We start from the raw sequence: 16569 nt of genomic DNA, 5'->3' as shown, positions 1-16569 counted from the left end.
TCTACGTGGTCGCGTACGGCTGGCGCAGGCGCTCGATTTCGGTCTGGCTGGGCGCATAGGCCTCCGCCTGCGGATCGAAGCGCGTCCAGCCGGTGGCGCGATAGTCGGCTTCACGGGCGACGTGATCGATGGGGCGATGCTGGTCCATGATCAGGAGCACCCGCTGCTCGTCGGCCTCGGAGGTGCGCATGCTCACCATCGTTCCACCGCGGCGCACCGCCTCGCAATAGACCTCCGCCTCTCGTTGCGGCACGCCGGACGACACGAGCGCGCCGACGAGGCCGCCGGTCGCGGCGCCCGCAACGGCGCCGACCGCCGTCGCCGCCAGGGCACCCGCGGCAACGACCGGTCCGAGGCCGGGAATCGCGATCATCCCGAGCCCTGCCAGCAGTCCCGCCGTGCCGCCCAGCGCTGCGCCAATGCCCGCTCCCGCGCCGGCCGGCTCCTCGCCCCGCGCGGTCTCTTCGCAGACATAACGGTTGGCGATGATGTTGATGTCCGACGGTGGCGCGCCGGCGGTTTCCAGTTCGGCCACGACCTGCTTGGCCTGTGCATACGTGTCGTAGACGCGCGTGATCGTCTTCATGGTCGACCTCCCTGACTGAATGCTATTGCGAAACGACATTGCCTTTGAAGTCGATGCCAACGTTCACGGAATCGCCGCCCCTGCGCGCGGCGCCCCGCCAGATGCCGTCGGCGTCCTTCATGAGCGGCGCGATGTCCGTGTAGCCGGCGGCAACCGCTCGATCCTTCGCCTGGGCCGAGGTGAAGGAGTTGGCCCCCTTCAGCGGTGCGCCGGGATCGGGAGTCCTCGCCTTGAAGACGTCGCCCCGGCAAGCCTGCATGAAGGCGTCCTGCGTTATGCGGCCGTCTGTCGGCTCGGCCTGGGCGCGAATGCGGATGTAGGCGATATACCGGTCGGCTTCAGGGCCTGCGATCACCCCATCCTTGTTTGCGTCGGCCTGCGCCCACTCCGCCGCGCAGCCCGCCTCGTCGGCGGCGAAAGCGATCGACGGTACAGGAGCAAACATGCCGACGAGAATCGCTGTGCGTGCGAACTTGCCCATCATCGAGACTCTCCCGCGTTTGCGACGTTTTCCGGCCATCCGTCTGGCACGCAAGAAACGGCGGGACGTGCAACCCCGTTCCCCGGGGAGGCGTTTTGTAAGCAGCGGTCGTCATTCCGGCGGTCGCGGCGAACATGGAGAAACGCCATGAACGACCAGAAGCAGAATCCCTCGCAGCAGCAGGATCGCGATCGCCAGCAGCGCGAACAGGTCCAGCGCGAACAGCAGCAGAAGCAGAACCAGCAGCCCAACCAGCAGCCGGGTCAGCCTCAGCAGCCGCAGCACAAGGATCGTTAGTCCTTGATCTCCTGAAGCCGAATGCCCGCCGAGAGGCGGGCATTCGTTTTTCGGCCTTCCCGAAAGGAATTCCTGACCATGACGCCATATGCAGCCGACACGCCTCGTGAAGTTCCCGCCGTGCCGCCCGTTCCCGGCAAGACCGACCCCGTGCCGCCCGAGATGCCACTGCCGCCGGGCACGCCGGCACCGGAAGACATGCCGACGCCCGTGCCGCATCCGCAGGGCCCGCCCGGCCCGATCGCCTGAGGCGGGAGGGTCTATTCCTTCACCGCGCCGGTGAGGGAGGAGACGTAGTAGTCGACGAAGAAGGAATAGAAGATTGCCACGGGCAGCGAGCCCAGCAACGAGCCCGCCATCAGCGACCCCCACTGGTACACGTCACCCGACACCAGTTCGGTCAGGATGGCGACCGGCACCGTCTTCTTCTCGCTGCTCTGGACGAAGGCCAGCGCGTAAATGAACTCGTTCCACGACAGGGTGAACGAGAAGATGCCGGCCGAGATCAGGCCGGGCACCGCCAGCGGCAGCGTGATGCGCCGCAGGATCTGCAGGCGGGTCGCGCCGTCGATGAGCGCACATTCCTCCAGTTCGTAGGGAATGGACTTGAAGTACCCGATCAGCAGCCAGGTGCAGAACGGTACCAGGAAGGTCGGGTAGGTCAGGATCAGGGCCAGCGGCGTGTCGAAAAGACCGAGCTGGTAGACCGTCGTTGCCAGCGGGATGAACAGGATCGACGGCGGCACCAGATAGGCGAGGTAGATGCCTAGTCCGACATACTGGCTGCCCTTGAAGCGCAGCCGCTGAATGGCGTAGGCGGCAAGCACGCTCGAAAAGAGCGACAGGAAGGTCGAGCAGATGGCGACGCCCATCGTGGTCATGAGCCACTTCGGGTAAGCCGTTTCGAACAGCAGCTTGTAGATGTGATCGAGCGTCGGGCTGCCGATCAGGAACGGATTGTAGGTCTTGTAGTCGTAGAGTTCCGCGTTCGGTTTGAAGGCCGTGATCCCCATCCAGTAGAACGGGAAGAGCAGGATCACGACGAAGCAGATCAGCGGGACGTAGACCGTCACCATGCGACGGCCGCGGCTCTCCCAGACCATGTCGTCGGGAGGGGCGGTGGCGCTGGTCGGCGTCGGCGCGGGGGCGGCGGCGTCAGTCACTGGCTTCTCCCTGCTGCCACTTGCGGCGCGCGAGCGCGAAGTAGCTGAACAGCGTTGCGAATACGAGGAAGGGGATCATGGCCACGGCGATGGCCGCGCCCTCGCCCAGTTCGCCGCCGGCGATACCGCGCTGGAAGGCGAGCGTCGCCATCAGGTGGGTCGAGTTGATCGGCCCGCCGCGGGTGATGGCGTAGACCAGCTGGAAGTCGGTGAACGTGAAGATGATCGAGAAAGTCATCACGATCGCCAGGATCGGCAGCAGCAGCGGGAAGGTTATGTAGCGGAAGCGCTGCCAGGCCGTGGATCCGTCCAGCAGGGCAGCCTCGTAGAGCGATGGCGAGATCGTCTGCAGGCCGGCCAGCAGTGAAATCGCCACGAACGGAATGCCGCGCCAGATGTTGGCGGCAATCAGCGACCAGCGCGCCGGCCAGGTCGTGCTGAGGAAGTCGAAGGGCTTCTCGCGGATGCCGACCACATCGGTGGCGAGATAGGAGATGATCGAGAACTGCGGATCGTAGATCCACCAGAAGGCCAGCGCCGACAACACGGTCGGCACGATCCAAGGCAGCAGGATGATCGCCCGCAGCAGGTTCTTCATCGGCAGGTGCCGGTTCAGCAGCAGTGCGAGCCAGAGACCCAGCGCGAACTTCCCGAACGTCGCGACGGCCGTGTAGAAGACGCTGTAGAACACCGCCGTCCAGAATTGCGGGTCCTCGAGCAGGTATTCGAAGTTCTCGAAGCCGATCCACTTGCCGGTGCGGCCGATCTTGGTGTCGGTGAAGGACAGCCAGATGCCGAGTCCCAGCGGATAGGTGAGGAACACCGTCAGCAGGCCGACGGCCGGCAACAGACACATGAAAATCAGGAACGCCTTGTTGTCGAACAGGCGCGCGAGCCAACCCTGCTGTATTCGGGTCCGGTTCCAGTCGGTCATCGTGGCGACGGTCATCTTCCCTCCGGAGAGCGGGGACGGCGGCGCGACCGTCTTCCGGTCGCGCCGTCTCCTCTGCTGCGCCTTAGCGGTAGTAGCGGCGCGTGCGACGCTCCGCTTCCTTGGCGGCATCGGCCGGCGTCGCCTGGCCAGCGGCCACCGAAGCGAACATCTGGACGAGGATGTATTCCGCCGCGACCGTCCCGGCGGCCTGGGTGATCGGCCCCTTGTAGCCGCTCCAGAACCTGTTGTTCATGGTGCTGCGATAGATCGCGATCTTGGGATCGCTCGCCCACACCTTGCTCTTGTCGTAGGCGTTGAGCGGATGAGCCCAGTAGCCGAGGCACCCGGTCAGCCACGGATCGTACTGCTCGGCCTCCATCATGAAGGTGAGGTACGCCTTGGCGGCGTTGGGGAACTTGCTGTGCTTGAACACCATGGCATTCAGCACCGTGGCGCTCATCGGCGTCGAGCTGGCCACGCCCTGGGTCAGTAGCGCGTGCTCGGTGTCGTCGGCGATCGCCTTGGTCGCCGGATCGTTCTTCAGTGCGAAGTACATCGACACGCCGTTGGCCGTGAAGAACAGCTCGTTCGACGCATAGGCCCGGTTGTTGCTGATGTCGTTCCACGACATCGTGCCCGGAATGAAGGTCGGGTAGAGTTCCTTCACGTAGTTGAGGGCGTTGACGGTTTCCTTGCTGTTGATCGTGACCTTGCCGTCTTCGTCGACCAGCGAGCCGCCATGCGCCCACAGCATCCAGTTGGCGAAGCCGTTGGCGTCGCCCACCGCGTTGCCCAACGCAAAGCCGGCCGGCTTCTTGATCTTCTGCAGCTGCTGGCAGAGCTTCAGCAGGTCGGGAAGCGTGGTCGGCACCTTGTCGAAGCCGGCTTCCTTCACCGCCGAGGCCCGGTAGACCAGCGGGCCGCCCGTGCCGCCCATCGGCAGGCCGATCCAGTTGTTGGTCTTGGCCTTCTTGCCGAACTTCTCGCCAAGGAACATCCAGCCGCCGTATTTCTTGCCGAGATACTCGGCGACGTCGCTGAGTTCGAGCACCTTGTCGGCGTAAATGTGCGGATCTTCCGCCCAGCCCAGGACGATGTCGGGCCCCGCGCCGGTATTGGCCGACACCGCGGTCTGCTGGCGGATGTCTTCCCACCCCACGAAGTCGACCTTCACGTCGACGCCTGTCTCCTTGGCAAATTTCGCGCTGTTGGCGCGGAAGATCACCTCGTCGGGTTCAACGAAGCGCGCGGGGCGCAGGAGGCGGAGCGTCGCGCCCTTCTCAATCGGGAGCTTGGGCGCCGGCACGTCGGCCTTGGGAATCTCCGACTGGGCGTTGGCTGCGCGGCCCATCGCCATCGCCGCTGCGGCGGCACCGAGAATGATCGACTCACGCCGCCTGATGATGAACGCCATTGTTTCCTCCTTTGTTGATCTTTGTCCGTGTTCTTCTTTCCCCGTTCTCAGAGGCGTTGGCCCGACTGCTGGTCGAACAGATGGACCAGGGCGGGATCGGGCCTCACGGGCAGGATCTCGCCGGGCTTCGCCGTAACGCGCTCGCGGAAGGCGCCGATGACCGCCTGGCCGCCGATCCGCATCATGACCTGGGTTTCCGAGCCGGTCGGCTCGACCACCTGGACGGTGGCCGGGATGCCGCCGGGATCGAGCATCAGATGCTCGGGCCGCACGCCGTAAACAGCCGGACCATCGGCCGGACGGCCGCCGTTTGTCGGCAACGGCCAGGCCGTCCCGTCTTCCATGCGAAGCGCGCCGTTCGAGACGGTACCCTTCACCATGTTCATGGCCGGCGAGCCGATGAAGCCCGCGACGAACAGGTTGGCCGGCCGATCGTAGAGCTCGAGCGGCGCGCCGATCTGCTCGATATGGCCGTTGTTCATGACCACGATCTTGTCGGCCATGGTCATGGCCTCGATCTGGTCGTGCGTGACGTAGACGGTCGTGACCGTGAGCCGCTGGTGCAGCTCCTTGATCTCCGAACGCATCTGGACGCGCAGCTTGGCGTCGAGGTTGGAAAGCGGTTCGTCGAACAGGAAGACCTGGGGATTGCGCACGATGGCGCGGCCCATGGCGACGCGCTGGCGCTGTCCGCCGGAGAGCTGACGCGGGAAGCGATGCAGGAGCTGCTCCAGACCCAGGATCTTGGCGGCCCGGCCGACCTCCTCGTCCATTACCGACTTCGGAGCCTTCGCGAGCGTCAGCGAGAAGGCCATGTTGTCGTAGACCGTCATGTGCGGATAGAGCGCGTAGTTCTGGAACACCATCGCAATGTCGCGATCCTTGGGCGGCACGGTGTTGACCACCCGCCCGCCGATCGCGATCTCGCCCGACGTAATGTTCTCCAGGCCCGCGAGCATGCGCAGCAGGGTGGACTTGCCGCAACCCGACGGGCCGACCAGGACCACGAACTCGCCATCGGCGATGTCGACACTGACGCCATGTAGAATCTCTACAGGACCGAACGCCTTCCGCACGTTGCGGACTTCGACCGTCGCCATATTTCCTCCACGCGTGCGGCCTCGGGCCGCTTATTGCTTGTACTTCTGCCGGTTCTTACGACCGAACGTGCCCGATCATAGGCAAAGCCCGCGCGAAGCGCGAGGACTACTGACGGGTTGGTAACCCGGTTACCGAGCAACCGCTTGTCGAAAGGCCGGGCCGCATTCAGGATGGGCAAAGTGCGCTTTATTTTTGGGGAATTGTCACAATGAATTTCGATGCTCTCGGCACTGCGTGGGCGCCGCGCCTGCTCAGTATCGTGCGGATCATGAGCGGCCTTCTGTTCCTGCAGCATGGCACCGCCAAGCTGCTGGCGTTTCCGGCCGGCGCCGTCGCGCCGAACTTCACCCTCATGTCGATGCCGGGCTATGCCGGTATCATCGAGTTCGTCTGCGGCATCCTGCTGGTTATCGGCCTCTTCAGTCGGCTCGCCGCGTTCGTCGCCTCGGGCATGACGGCCGTGGCCTACTTCATGGTCCACGCCCCGATGGGGTTCTTCCCGATCCTCAACCGCGGCGAGCTCGCCGCGCTCTACTGCTTCGTGTTCCTCTATCTCGCCGCGGCCGGCCCCGGCCCCTGGAGCATCGACGCCGCGCGCCGGAAGTAGCGCTTAACGCGCCTTCGCCGAAACGCTATGGAACGACCGGACGGCTGCCTCGTGCAGCCGTTTCGACGTGCGCAGGACTTAAGAAAAAGCAGCAGGAGGAGCGTTCATGTCCCAGAGTGCCTCGATCAACCGCCGCCGCTTTGCCGCCCTGGCCGGCGCGACGGCACTCACCGCCCCCCTGACCGTCCCGGGGATCGCGCGCGCCCAGCCCCGCTGGAAACCCGAGAAGCCGATCACGATCTACAACCCGTTCGCCGCCGGCGGCGTCACCGACGTCCACATGCGCCTGCTCGCCGAGGCGGTGGGCAAGATCCTGGGACAACAGATCATCGTCGACATCAAGCCGGGAGCAGCCGGCACGCTGGCGCCGGCCATGCTGCTGAACGCCAAGCCCGACGGCTACACGCTGGCGGTCATGAGCATCAACACGCTGCGCTATCCGCACTATCAGCAGACCAACTGGAACCCGCTGACCGACTTCACTTTCATCACCGGCCTGTCGGGCTACACGATGGGCATCGTCGTGCGCTCCGACTCTCCCTGGAAAACCTTCCAGGACATGATCGCCGCCGGCAAGAAGGACCCGGACAAGTACAATTACGGCACCTCCGGCGTCGGCGGCACCGGCCAGCTCATGATGATCGAGGTCGAGCAGGCGACCGGCGCGAAGTTCACCCACGTCCCCTACAAGGGCGGTGCCGAATGGATGCAGGCGCTGATGGGCGGCGAGATCCAGTTCATCGCGGACGCAGCCCAGTGGGCGCCCTTCGTCGACGACGGCAAGTGCCGCATCCTGGCCTTCGCGACCGAGAAGCGCATCCCGCGCTATCCCGACGTGCCGACCATGATCGAACTCGGCGTCAACGTGGTGGGCCAGAGCCCCTACGGCCTGCTCGGCCCCAAGGGCATGCCGCCGGAGATCGTCGACACGCTCTATCAGGCCTTCAAGCAGGCCTCGACCGAGCCGAAGGTGACCGAGTATCTCGCGAAGTTCATCCAGGTGCCGTGGGACAAGAATCCCGCCGAATTCCGCGCCTTCGCCGAGAAGTACTATGCCGAAGTGAAGCCGCTGCTCATCAAGGCGGGCCTAGCGAAGCCCTGAACAGGAGATAGTGATGGCGTTGAAGAAGGTAGCCCTCGAGATCGGCATGGGCACCGACATACGGGGCGGCGACTACACCAAGGCCGCGGTCCGCGCCCTGCGCGATGCGCTGTGGCACAACTCTCTCACCGTCGCGACGGCGCTCGGCAAGGCGAGCGACGACATGGTGGTCGAGGTCCTGATCGGCGTGCCCCAGCCCGACCAGGTCGACACCGCGCAGGTGCTGGCGGTGCTGCCGCACGGCACCGGCACGGTGAAGGTGGTCGAGGGCGGGCTGGAGATCGAAAATGAAGCCGGCACGGACAAGACGGTGATCGCCCAGGCGGCCGCCATCGTCCGGCTCGACCTGTAAGGGAGCCAAGACCATGACCGCCAAGCGCGTGATCCTCGAACTCGGCACCGGCAACGACTTGCACGGAGGCGACTACACCAAGGCCGCCCTGCGCGCCGTGCAGGACGCCCTGCATCATTCCTCGCTCGCGATGATCCGGACCCTGAAGATCGACACCAAGACCGGCATGTTCGTCGACGTCACGATCGGCGTGCAGCAGCCCGACAAGGTCGACGCAGAGAAGGTAAGGGCCTCCTTGCCCCACGGCATCGTGACCGTGAAAGTGGTCAAGGGCGGCCTCGATATCGCCGATCCCGAGAACAACGACCCGGCTGTGATCGCCAGCGCCGCTATCGCGGTCCGGATGGAGATTCCTCAGGCAAAGTGAGCATCATGCTGCTCTACGAACACCCGCTGTCGTCCTATGCCCAGAAGGTGAAGATCGCGCTGCGCGAGAAGGGTCTAGACTTCACGGTCGAGACACCGGCCGCGCTGGGCACCGGCACGGCCGGTGGCCCGTTCGCGGCGGCCAGCCCGCGCAACGAGGTGCCGACGCTGATCGACGGCGAGGCCCGGATATTCGATTCGACGATCATCCTCGAGTATCTCGAGGACAAGTATCCCTCCCCGCCCCTCCTGCCGCGCGACCCGGCGGCACGCGCCGAGGCGCGCATGATCGAGGATCTCTGCGACACGCTCTACGAGGCGGTGAACTGGGGCCTGAGCGAGATCCGCTGGTTCAAGCGGGCCGAGGGGCCACAGGCGGAGAAGATGAAGGCTACGGCGGCGCGGCAGACCGCCCAGCTGCAGGCCTGGCTCTCGGACAAACTTGGCGATCGCCCCTGGTTCAACGGCGAGAGCTTCGGCTGGGCCGACCTCAGCGTGGCGCCCTACCTCAATCGCTCGTTCTTCTACGGGCTGGGAACGCCCGCCGGCTCAACCCTGGCGAAATGGCGCGACCGGCTGATCGAACGCCCATCGGTCGCCACGACCTTCAATGAGTTCGAAGCCGCCGCATCAGGCATGGCCAGCGCACACGAGCGGCTCGCGTCGGGACAAATCCGACGTGAGTACCGCGATCATCGTCTGGAATGGATGATGAAATCCGGTGGCCAGCAGATCGTTCTCGACGGCTTGGCCAAGAACAACGTCCGCTTCACCTGGCCGCTCGGCTGAAAATCCCTCAGCTCCGCGCGGCGCGCCCCATGAACAGGAGGCCGGCGCCCGCGATCACCGCGACGATGCCGGCGATGGTCGGGATCGGGATGGTACGCTGCTCGTCGGCCGTGACCTTGAGCGGGCCGGCGTCGACGATGGTCTTGCGTTCGGTGAAGGAGATATTGTCGATCGCCAGGCCGGCAATGCCGATCACGATCAGAAGGACACCCAAAATTGCCATCGGCTTCATGCCGTAAACTCCCTTATGGTTCCCCGGACAACGCAAAATGCTGTCCGGGGTTGCCGAGTGGGAATTCAGGCCTTGGGCTGCACCAGCATGGCCAGTCCCTGCTCGATGGCCGTGCGGGCCATGGCGCGGAGCTGGTCGTCGGTCGCACTGCTGACCGGATGGCCGATCTGGGCGAAGGCATAGCCCGGCATGCCGAGCACGCGGCTCATCATGTCGGCCGCGCTGGCGAACCGGGTCGTCATCACGCTGAAGGCGGGAACGTCTAGTCTTTCAGCGGTAACTGAGTCGTGCAGACTGCACGATGAACAGCTCCCTCAATCCCCCAGGCCGGAGACGACGGCGTCCCAGCCTTTGATCTCCGCCACGATGTGGGGATCGGCCGGCGCGCTGTAGTTCGACTTGGTGCGGCTCACCACGTTGGCGACGCCGTATTCCTCGCGCAGGATCTGGTCGAGGTGCTTGAAGAAGCCCTTGGTCCCTTCCTTGCCATTGGAGATGAAGCCGATCGTCTTGCCTTCCAGCGTATCGAGGCGCGGGGCGAGCCGGCCGGCCTGCGGGGCGGTGCCCGGCGTGGGATCGAGAACTTCGAACATGTGTTTCCTCTTACTTCTTGGGAGGTTCGCAATCGACACAGACGCCGATCGGCAACGTCACGGCATAGCTCTTGTTGCCGAGCCAGGGTGGGATGACGGCACCGAAGCCGCCGGCCGGCCCCCCCGCGGCCACGACCAGGAGCTGGTCGGGCGAATCCATCGCGCTGTAGACGCTGTCGCCGCGATCGCGGACGACGGCGCCCTTGCCGACATCGGCCCATTCACGCCGGTGAATGCGCGCGCGTTCATGGATGAAGGTCGCGATGTCGGTCTTGGTCCAGCCGCCGGCCTGCAGATGCTCGCGCAGCTGCTTGGGAATGATCAGCGCGTAGTTGCCGGGATGGATCGAGTAATGGCGCATGTTGGCGCGCATCTCGGCCGCGAAGGTCTCGAGGATCTCCTCCGGCTTCGTGGTCCATTCGTTCATGAGCTGGCGCGGCGCCCCAGCGGCCATCACGGTGACCGATGACGCGCCCTTCGGCACGCCGCGATGCTCGGCCAGCGGCAGCCAGCTCGTGTCCTCCTCGTCCTCGGCGACGCAGTAGCTGAACTTGCCGGGATGGCCGAGAGTCGAGCGGTCGATCACGCCCGGCCGGTCGTCCAACAGGTTGATCAGGCAGAGCCGGATGGCGCGGCCGATGACCGCCGTCGCCCGGTCCGAATTGGCGAGCGCATTGAACGAGCCGCTGGCGCCAATCTCGAGGCGGATCGGTCCGTTCAGGATCACCAGCACCGCGCAGCCGCCGGTGCTTGCCGTCGCGCCGTGCATCAGGAATTCTTCCTGCATCATGGCGGTCCAGGCCGTCACGACGACCGGGAAGTGCATCGGCAGGCAGCCCGCCATGACGGCGTTGATCGCGAGCTTCTCGGCGGTTATGGCGAGGCCCCGCACCGGCTCGATGCCGATCAGCTGATCCGGCGGCATCATCACCCATTCCAGGCATTCCTGAACCGCCTCGCGCGTCGGCGGCACGATGGGCAGACCGTCGGTCCAGCCGTTGGAGTGATAGAGTTCCTGGACGGCCGAGATGCTGTCGGCCGAGTAGGATCGGGATGCAAACTGCACGTCGTTTCCTCCACCGCTCCGGGCACATGACACCGGACGGCTTGTCGGCAGAATAGACTTCTGCGCGCCTATGCCAACTGCAAGCTGATAGCCTGGATTATTCCATTTCGCGTATCAACGCGCGGCCGGCCTAGGCCAGGATCGCCGCGCCAGGGCGAGGAAACCGGCCGCCGCCGGGGACGGCTCGCGTTCACGCAACAACACGATACCGAGGCGTCGCGACAGTTTCGGCTCGCCGAGCCGGACCGCGCGCAGGTCGCGCCCCAGAAAGTGGCCCGTCGCCCCGTTCGGGACGATGGCGAGGCCGACGCCCGCCCGCACGCAGCCCATCAAGGTCGCGAACTGACTGACCGTGGTCATCTGGCGCAGCGTCACGCCCGCGACCGAAGCGGCGGCATCGATCGTCCGGCGGGTGCGCGAATCGCCGGGCAGCACCACCAGCGGCTCGTCCCGCAGCTCGGGAAGCGTGACGGTGGGACGGCTGGCCAGCCGATGGCGGCGCGGCACGACGAGACAGAAGGTCTCGCGCTGCAGCGCCTCGCCCGACATCGCATCGGGCAACTCGTCGACATAGGCCAGGCCCAGATCGGCTACACCGCTGCGCACCGCCTCGAGCACGCTGCCGTGCACCCCCTCCTGGACATGGATCTCGATGCCCGGCCGGGCGGCGCGATAGGAGGCGAGCAACAGCGGCAGCGCACCGCTCGCCACCGACATTATGCTGGCGATGCTGAGCCGGCCACGCTGCTCCTCCGCCACCTCGCGGATCGAGCGCACGGTGATGCGCAGATCGTTCAGCATGCGCTCGGCCACCGCCGCGAATTCGCGGCCGGCCGGCGTGATCTGGACATGGCGCGTGCTGCGCTCGAACAGGCGAACGCCCAGGGCGGTCTCGACCCGCTTGATTGTTCGCGTCAGCGCCGGCTGAGAGATGCGCAGCCGCGCCGCCGCCGCGATGAAGCTGCCGTATTCGCCGACGGCGAGGACCGCCTCGAGCTGGCGGGCGCTGAAATCCGGCAGGGTCGGCTGGGCCATGGCAGCTCACGCTTTGAGAAGAAGAGGGATCCCTCACTGCGTTCGGGATGACACCGTTTCTTCAGCGGCGCACCACGCCGCCCCCCCAGCATGTCGTCCCGAACGCAGTGAGGGATCCTTGCTCGTATCCGTGCACCCAGCGGCGACTAAGCCGCCAGCATGCGCCCCGGGTTACGCTGGCGCAGGATCGGCATGATCCATTTGCCGAAGCGCTCGGCCTCCTCGTCGTGTAGGTAGCCCGACAGGCAGAAGGAATGGCAACCGAGATCGATGAACTTCTGTAAGGTGTCGGCGCACTGCTCGGGATCGCCCACGATGGCGATGCCCGCGCCGGGGCGGACCTGGGTGATGCCGGTCCACAAATGCGGCTCGATCGTCTCGCCGATCGCCGCCAGCTCGCGCACGCGGCGGTTGGCCTCAGACGTGGCGAAGCGTTCCTTCACGAAGGCCTTCTGCGCCTCGCTCGCATGTTCGACCAGCCCATGGGCGAAGTCCCAGGCTTCCTTCTCGGTCTCGCGGCAGACAACCTGCAGGCGCATGCCGAAGCCGATCTCGTTTTCGCGGCCGTGGCGCGCCGCCATCGACTTGATCTCGGCCATGTTGGCACGGATGCGCTCGTAGGTGTCGCCCCAGAAGAGATGCACGTCGGAATGCTTGGCCGAAATCTCCCAGGCCTGCTTCGAGCCGCCACCGAGATAGAAGCGCGGATGGGGCTGTTGCAGCGGATAGGGCCGGATCTGCGCGCCCTTCAGCTGATAGAACTTGCCGTCGAAGTTCACCGGTCCGCGCGTCGTCCACAGCGCCTTCAGGATCGAAACTTCCTCGTCCATGATCTCGTAGCGCTCTTCCTTGCCCCACTTGATGCCTTCGGAGGCGTTCTCGGCCTCGCTCTGGCCAGCGATCAGGTTGATGCAGATGCGCCCGCCCGAGAGCTGGTCGAAGGCGGTGATCATCTTCGCAAGCAACACGGGATTGATATAGCTCGGCCGCGCCGCCACCAGCATGCGCATCGTCTTGGAACGCGCCACCATCATGGCGCTGGAGATCCAGGCCTCCCAGCACGCCGTCTGGACCGGCACCAGCATGTACTCGAAGCCCGCCGCTTCGGCCGCGCCGACGATCTTGTCGAACAACTCGAGCGACGGCGGCACCTGCGCGCTCGGCAGTCCATAGGCGGTGGTGTCGCCCGCGGTGGGCAGGAACCAGCCGAATTCGAGGCGCTTCTTCTCCATCATTTCATTCCTTCTCGATACCTGCGGCCTTGGAGAGCCGGCCCCATTTCTCGATTTCCGACGCGATGAAGGGCCGGACGTCTTCCGGCGCCTTGCGCTGCGGCTCGAACGAGATGCCGCGCAGGCGCTTGACCACCTCGGGATCGGTCACGATCTCCTGCACGGCCTTGTCGATCCGCGCCACGATCTCGGGTGGGGTCTTCGCCGGCGCCATGATGACGAACCACGCGTCGAGCGCGAACTGGCCGAGCCCGGCCTGCTGGAAGGTCGGCACCTCCGGCAGCAGCGGCGAGCGCGAGTCCGACGCCATCACCAGCGGCTTCACCTTGCCCGCCTTCACCTGCGGCACGGCGATGGCCACGTCGGCGAAGGTCATGTCGATCTGGCCGGACAGGAGGTCGGCCAGCGCCTGCGGCGCGGACTTGTAGGGCACGTAGGTGATCTCCGTGCCGAGGCGCTCCGCCAGCGTGGCCGTGATCACACGCGCCGAGGGCGTGCCGGCACCGGACGTCAGCGGCGGCTTGGCCTTGGCGCGCTTGATGAAGTCAGCAAGCGTGTCCATGCCGGCATCGGCGCGCACCAGCAGGACGAACTGGATGAAGCCGTAGAAGCCGGCCGGCGCGAAATCGACAAGCGAGTCGTACGGCAGCGACTTCATGAGGTTGGGATTGCCGGCATGCGTGGCCGCCGTGGCGATCATCAGCGTGTAGCCGTCGGGGGCGGACTTGGCCACGTAGTTTGCGGCGATAGAACCGTTGCCACCGCCCTTGTTGTCGACGATTACCGGCTGGCCGAGACGCGGCGCGAGCTGCTCCGCCATGAGACGCGCCAACGTGTCGGTGGCGCTTCCCGCCGCATAGGGCACCACGATGGTGAGCGGCTTTGCGGGCCATGATTGAGCGCGTGCAGGAGATGCAGCGGCGGATGCTGCGGCGAGGATCGTCAGGGCTTGGCGCCGGCCGATTGTCATGCCGACCTTTATGCTGGCCGCAGCACCGATGCGCAATTGTCGCTGGTCGAGGCGCGAAAGAGGCGGCACGATCCGCCGGCTTCAAAGGGAGATCTCATGCTGCAACACGGCAGGCGTCCAACAATCGCATCGCGGCACGGCATGGTGGCGGCGGCCCATCCACTGGCAGCGGCAGCCGGCGCGCGCATCCTGTCGAACGGCGGCAATGCCTTCGATGCGGCGGTTGCGACGGCAGCCGCTCTGAACGTCGTCGAACCGTATATGTCGGGCCTCGCCGGCCGCGGCGTCGCGACCTGTCACATCGCCGCTGAGAAGCGCGTCCGCACGCTCGACTTCGTCGGGCCGATCTCCAAGAACTTCCCCATCGACAAGCTCAGCAACCGTGCGCAGCTGCAGCGCGGGGCCGTGGCCGTCGGCGCGCCGGGCAATCTCGCCGGCTGGTGCGAACTGAACCGGGCGCACGGCAAGAAGAAGCTGCCGGAGCTCTTCGCGCCGGCGATCGCCCTCGCACGCGATGGCTTTCAGCTGATCGAATTCAACCTCGAGGAAATGCAGGCCATCGCCGGCGACCTCGCCGGCTACAAGGCACTGCATCCGGAATGGTCGCGCGTCTATACGGCGGGCACCGGCACCGTGAAACCGGGCTTCGTGCTGAAGCAGCCCGACCTTGCGCGCACCCTCGAGGCGCTGGCGAGCGAAGGCCCCGGCCTGCTCTACGGCGGCGCGCTCGGCCAGAAGATCCTCGACCGGCTGACCGAATTGGGCGGCTGCATGGTCATGGACGACCTGCTGGCCGCCAAGGCGACCTGGCGCGACCCGGTCTGCGTCACCTATCGCGGCCGCACCGTCCACGTGCCGCCGCCGCCCTGCGAGGGCTTTCAGTTCCTGCTGACCCTGCGCATCCTCGAAGGCTTCGACCTCGCGGCGATGAAGCGCAATTCGACCGAGCATCTCGACACGGTGCTGCGTGCCGTCCGCCTCGCCGCCGGCGTGCGCATCGCGGCCGGCGTGCCGGGGCCGCAGAAGCTGGCCGAAATCCTGTCCGATGCCCATGTCGAGACGCTGCGTGCCCGCGTGCGCGACGGCAAACCGGTGATCGGGCCGACCGAACAATGGACTCCGCCGCAGCAGCCGGTCTCGCCCGTCGACGAGAGCCACACCACGTCGTTCTCGATCGCCGACGATGAAGGCAACCTGATCTGCCTGACCCAGAGCCTGGGCAGCGTCTTCGGCTCAGGTGTGGTGGTGCCCGGCACCGGCCTTTGCCTCAACAATTTCCTCTACTGGGCCGACGTGAACCCGCAGAGCCCCAATCGTGTGAAGCCCGGCGACCAGCTCCCCATGTGCATGGCGCCCTCGATCTCGACCAAGGACGGCGCCCCGATCCTCGCGCTCGGCACGCCGGGCAGCTACGGCATCCTGCAGACCCAGCCCCAGGCCATGGTCCAGCACGTCGATTTCGGCCTGCCGTTGCAGCAGGCGATCGAGGCGCCGCGCGGCCGTCTCACCGACGGCGCCGCCGTGCTGCTGGAATCGCGCCTGTCGCCGGAGGTTCATGCCGACCTGCGCAGGCTCGGCCATGACGTCACGACCGGTCCGGAATGGACCTGGAGCGTGGGCGGCATGCAGGGCGTCGCAATCGATCCCGAAACCGGCATCTTCACCGGCGGCTGCGACCCCCGCCGCGACGGCTACTGCGTCCCGGCGTAGAGGCCTACTTCAGCGGCCGCGACGGCTCGGAAATCTCGGCCATGGCGGCGCCGACTCGGGCCTCCGCGGCCGCGTCCGGTTCGGTCGCAATGTCGCCCAGGGCCACGATCCCGGCCAGGTTCTTGTCCCGGTCGAGAATGACGAGACGCCGGATCTGCAGCACTTTCATGCGTTCGAGGACCTCTTCGGTCGCCTCGTCGCAGTAGGCGTAGGCCACGTCCTCGGTCATGCAGTCCTTGACCAGCGCATCGACCGGCGACCAGCCGGCCGCGACTGCGCGTACGACGATGTCGCGGTCGGTGATCGTTCCGACCAGGCGTTTCCCATCACAGACAGGTAGCGAACCGACGCCCATCGCCTCCATGGCCTCGGCGGCGGCCTGGAGTGAGGCGTCGGGCGCGATCGTCTCGACCTCGCGGGTCATGATCTCGGATACCTGCATGCGTGGGTAATGCGACTCTCTCGACATGGTTGCGACGGGCTTCGGCATTCCTCTTGCACGGAGAGGCAAGGCAAGATGGAATGCGTTCCAACGAGAA

The 16569-nt window shown here is 65.9% G+C and carries 21 protein-coding genes; 8 read left to right on the top strand and 13 right to left on the bottom strand.

The window, feature by feature from the left end; translation table 11 throughout:
- Position 1: 1 nt before the first annotated feature.
- Together ACO07I_RS19370 and ACO07I_RS19365 are read right to left on the bottom strand one after the other, a co-directional pair.
- The gene (locus tag ACO07I_RS19370; RefSeq protein ID WP_422010159.1) at positions 2-586 is read right to left on the bottom strand and encodes a hypothetical protein; all 585 of its coding nucleotides are present in this window, start codon (positions 584-586) and stop codon (positions 2-4) included.
- Positions 587-608: 22 nt separating this feature from the next.
- A complete protein-coding gene (locus ACO07I_RS19365; protein WP_422010157.1) occupies positions 609-1070 on the bottom strand; it encodes a hypothetical protein in 462 nt (153 codons plus the stop codon).
- Between the two features lie 144 nt (positions 1071-1214).
- Here ACO07I_RS19365 and ACO07I_RS19360 point away from each other — a divergent pair, with 144 nt between their 5' ends.
- Both ACO07I_RS19360 and ACO07I_RS19355 read left to right on the top strand, forming a co-directional pair.
- Entirely contained in the window at positions 1215-1364 is a 150-nt protein-coding gene (locus ACO07I_RS19360) for a hypothetical protein (protein WP_422010155.1), read from the top strand.
- A 78-nt stretch (positions 1365-1442) separates the two neighbouring features.
- Positions 1443-1613: a hypothetical protein gene (locus ACO07I_RS19355; protein WP_422010153.1), complete on the top strand. Its 171-nt coding sequence runs from the start codon at positions 1443-1445 to the stop codon at positions 1611-1613.
- 11 nt (positions 1614-1624) lie between these two features.
- On the opposite strand, the gene ACO07I_RS19350 is transcribed toward ACO07I_RS19355, so the two are convergent.
- The 4 genes from ACO07I_RS19350 to ACO07I_RS19335 all read right to left on the bottom strand — a co-directional run bounded on the left by ACO07I_RS19350 (position 1625) and on the right by ACO07I_RS19335 (position 5975).
- On the bottom strand, positions 1625-2527 hold the full coding sequence (locus tag ACO07I_RS19350) for a carbohydrate ABC transporter permease (RefSeq protein ID WP_422010151.1): 903 nt from the start codon (positions 2525-2527) through the stop codon (positions 1625-1627).
- Positions 2520-3476, bottom strand: coding sequence for a carbohydrate ABC transporter permease (locus ACO07I_RS19345; protein ID WP_422010149.1), 957 nt, complete (start codon positions 3474-3476; stop codon positions 2520-2522). The genes ACO07I_RS19350 and ACO07I_RS19345 overlap by 8 nt, the downstream gene beginning before the upstream one ends.
- A gap of 67 nt (positions 3477-3543) precedes the next feature.
- Complete coding sequence (locus tag ACO07I_RS19340; protein WP_422010147.1) at positions 3544-4875, bottom strand: ABC transporter substrate-binding protein; 1332 nt, start codon at positions 4873-4875, stop codon at positions 3544-3546.
- A gap of 47 nt (positions 4876-4922) precedes the next feature.
- Entirely contained in the window at positions 4923-5975 is a 1053-nt protein-coding gene (locus ACO07I_RS19335) for an ABC transporter ATP-binding protein (RefSeq protein WP_422010145.1), read from the bottom strand.
- A gap of 209 nt (positions 5976-6184) precedes the next feature.
- Here ACO07I_RS19335 and ACO07I_RS19330 point away from each other — a divergent pair, with 209 nt between their 5' ends.
- From ACO07I_RS19330 to ACO07I_RS19310, 5 genes are all read left to right on the top strand, one after another.
- A complete protein-coding gene (locus tag ACO07I_RS19330; RefSeq protein ID WP_422010143.1) occupies positions 6185-6583 on the top strand; it encodes a DoxX family protein in 399 nt (132 codons plus the stop codon).
- 106 nt (positions 6584-6689) lie between these two features.
- On the top strand, positions 6690-7685 hold the full coding sequence (locus ACO07I_RS19325; protein ID WP_422010141.1) for a tripartite tricarboxylate transporter substrate binding protein: 996 nt from the start codon (positions 6690-6692) through the stop codon (positions 7683-7685).
- A 13-nt stretch (positions 7686-7698) separates the two neighbouring features.
- A complete protein-coding gene (locus ACO07I_RS19320; RefSeq protein ID WP_422010139.1) occupies positions 7699-8037 on the top strand; it encodes a Lin0512 family protein in 339 nt (112 codons plus the stop codon).
- 13 nt (positions 8038-8050) lie between these two features.
- Positions 8051-8404, top strand: coding sequence for a Lin0512 family protein (locus ACO07I_RS19315; RefSeq protein ID WP_422010137.1), 354 nt, complete (start codon positions 8051-8053; stop codon positions 8402-8404).
- Between the two features lie 5 nt (positions 8405-8409).
- The gene (locus tag ACO07I_RS19310) at positions 8410-9192 is read left to right on the top strand and encodes a glutathione S-transferase family protein (RefSeq protein WP_422018327.1); all 783 of its coding nucleotides are present in this window, start codon (positions 8410-8412) and stop codon (positions 9190-9192) included.
- Positions 9193-9199: 7 nt separating this feature from the next.
- Here the strand turns inward: ACO07I_RS19310 and ACO07I_RS19305 are convergent, their stop codons facing one another.
- The 6 genes from ACO07I_RS19305 to ACO07I_RS19280 all read right to left on the bottom strand — a co-directional run bounded on the left by ACO07I_RS19305 (position 9200) and on the right by ACO07I_RS19280 (position 14320).
- Positions 9200-9424, bottom strand: a complete 225-nt coding sequence (locus tag ACO07I_RS19305) for a hypothetical protein (RefSeq protein ID WP_422010135.1) — start codon at positions 9422-9424, stop codon at positions 9200-9202.
- 65 nt (positions 9425-9489) lie between these two features.
- A complete protein-coding gene (locus ACO07I_RS19300; protein ID WP_422010133.1) occupies positions 9490-10017 on the bottom strand; it encodes a UGSC family (seleno)protein in 528 nt (175 codons plus the stop codon).
- Positions 10018-10027: 10 nt separating this feature from the next.
- The gene (locus tag ACO07I_RS19295; protein WP_422010131.1) at positions 10028-11083 is read right to left on the bottom strand and encodes a hypothetical protein; all 1056 of its coding nucleotides are present in this window, start codon (positions 11081-11083) and stop codon (positions 10028-10030) included.
- Positions 11084-11197: 114 nt separating this feature from the next.
- A complete protein-coding gene (locus ACO07I_RS19290; protein WP_422010129.1) occupies positions 11198-12118 on the bottom strand; it encodes a LysR family transcriptional regulator in 921 nt (306 codons plus the stop codon).
- A 146-nt stretch (positions 12119-12264) separates the two neighbouring features.
- Entirely contained in the window at positions 12265-13353 is a 1089-nt protein-coding gene (locus ACO07I_RS19285; RefSeq protein WP_422010127.1) for an LLM class flavin-dependent oxidoreductase, read from the bottom strand.
- Between the two features lies 1 nt (position 13354).
- Positions 13355-14320 carry a Bug family tripartite tricarboxylate transporter substrate binding protein gene (locus ACO07I_RS19280; protein ID WP_422010125.1) on the bottom strand — a complete coding sequence of 322 codons (966 nt, stop codon included), beginning with the start codon at positions 14318-14320 and terminating at the stop codon, positions 13355-13357.
- A gap of 96 nt (positions 14321-14416) precedes the next feature.
- Here ACO07I_RS19280 and ACO07I_RS19275 point away from each other — a divergent pair, with 96 nt between their 5' ends.
- A complete protein-coding gene (locus tag ACO07I_RS19275; RefSeq protein WP_422010123.1) occupies positions 14417-16030 on the top strand; it encodes a gamma-glutamyltransferase family protein in 1614 nt (537 codons plus the stop codon).
- 4 nt (positions 16031-16034) lie between these two features.
- Here the strand turns inward: ACO07I_RS19275 and ACO07I_RS19270 are convergent, their stop codons facing one another.
- Positions 16035-16472 (bottom strand): CBS domain-containing protein, encoded by a 438-nt coding sequence (locus ACO07I_RS19270; RefSeq protein ID WP_422010121.1) that lies wholly within the window; start codon positions 16470-16472, stop codon positions 16035-16037.
- Between the last annotated feature and the right edge of the window lie 97 nt (positions 16473-16569).

Source organism: Reyranella sp., from assembly GCF_965227665.1.
GTDB lineage: Bacteria > Pseudomonadota > Alphaproteobacteria > Reyranellales > Reyranellaceae > Reyranella.
The sequence above is the reverse complement of the archived record's forward strand: the minus strand, read 5'-3'. Positions and strand labels throughout refer to the sequence as shown.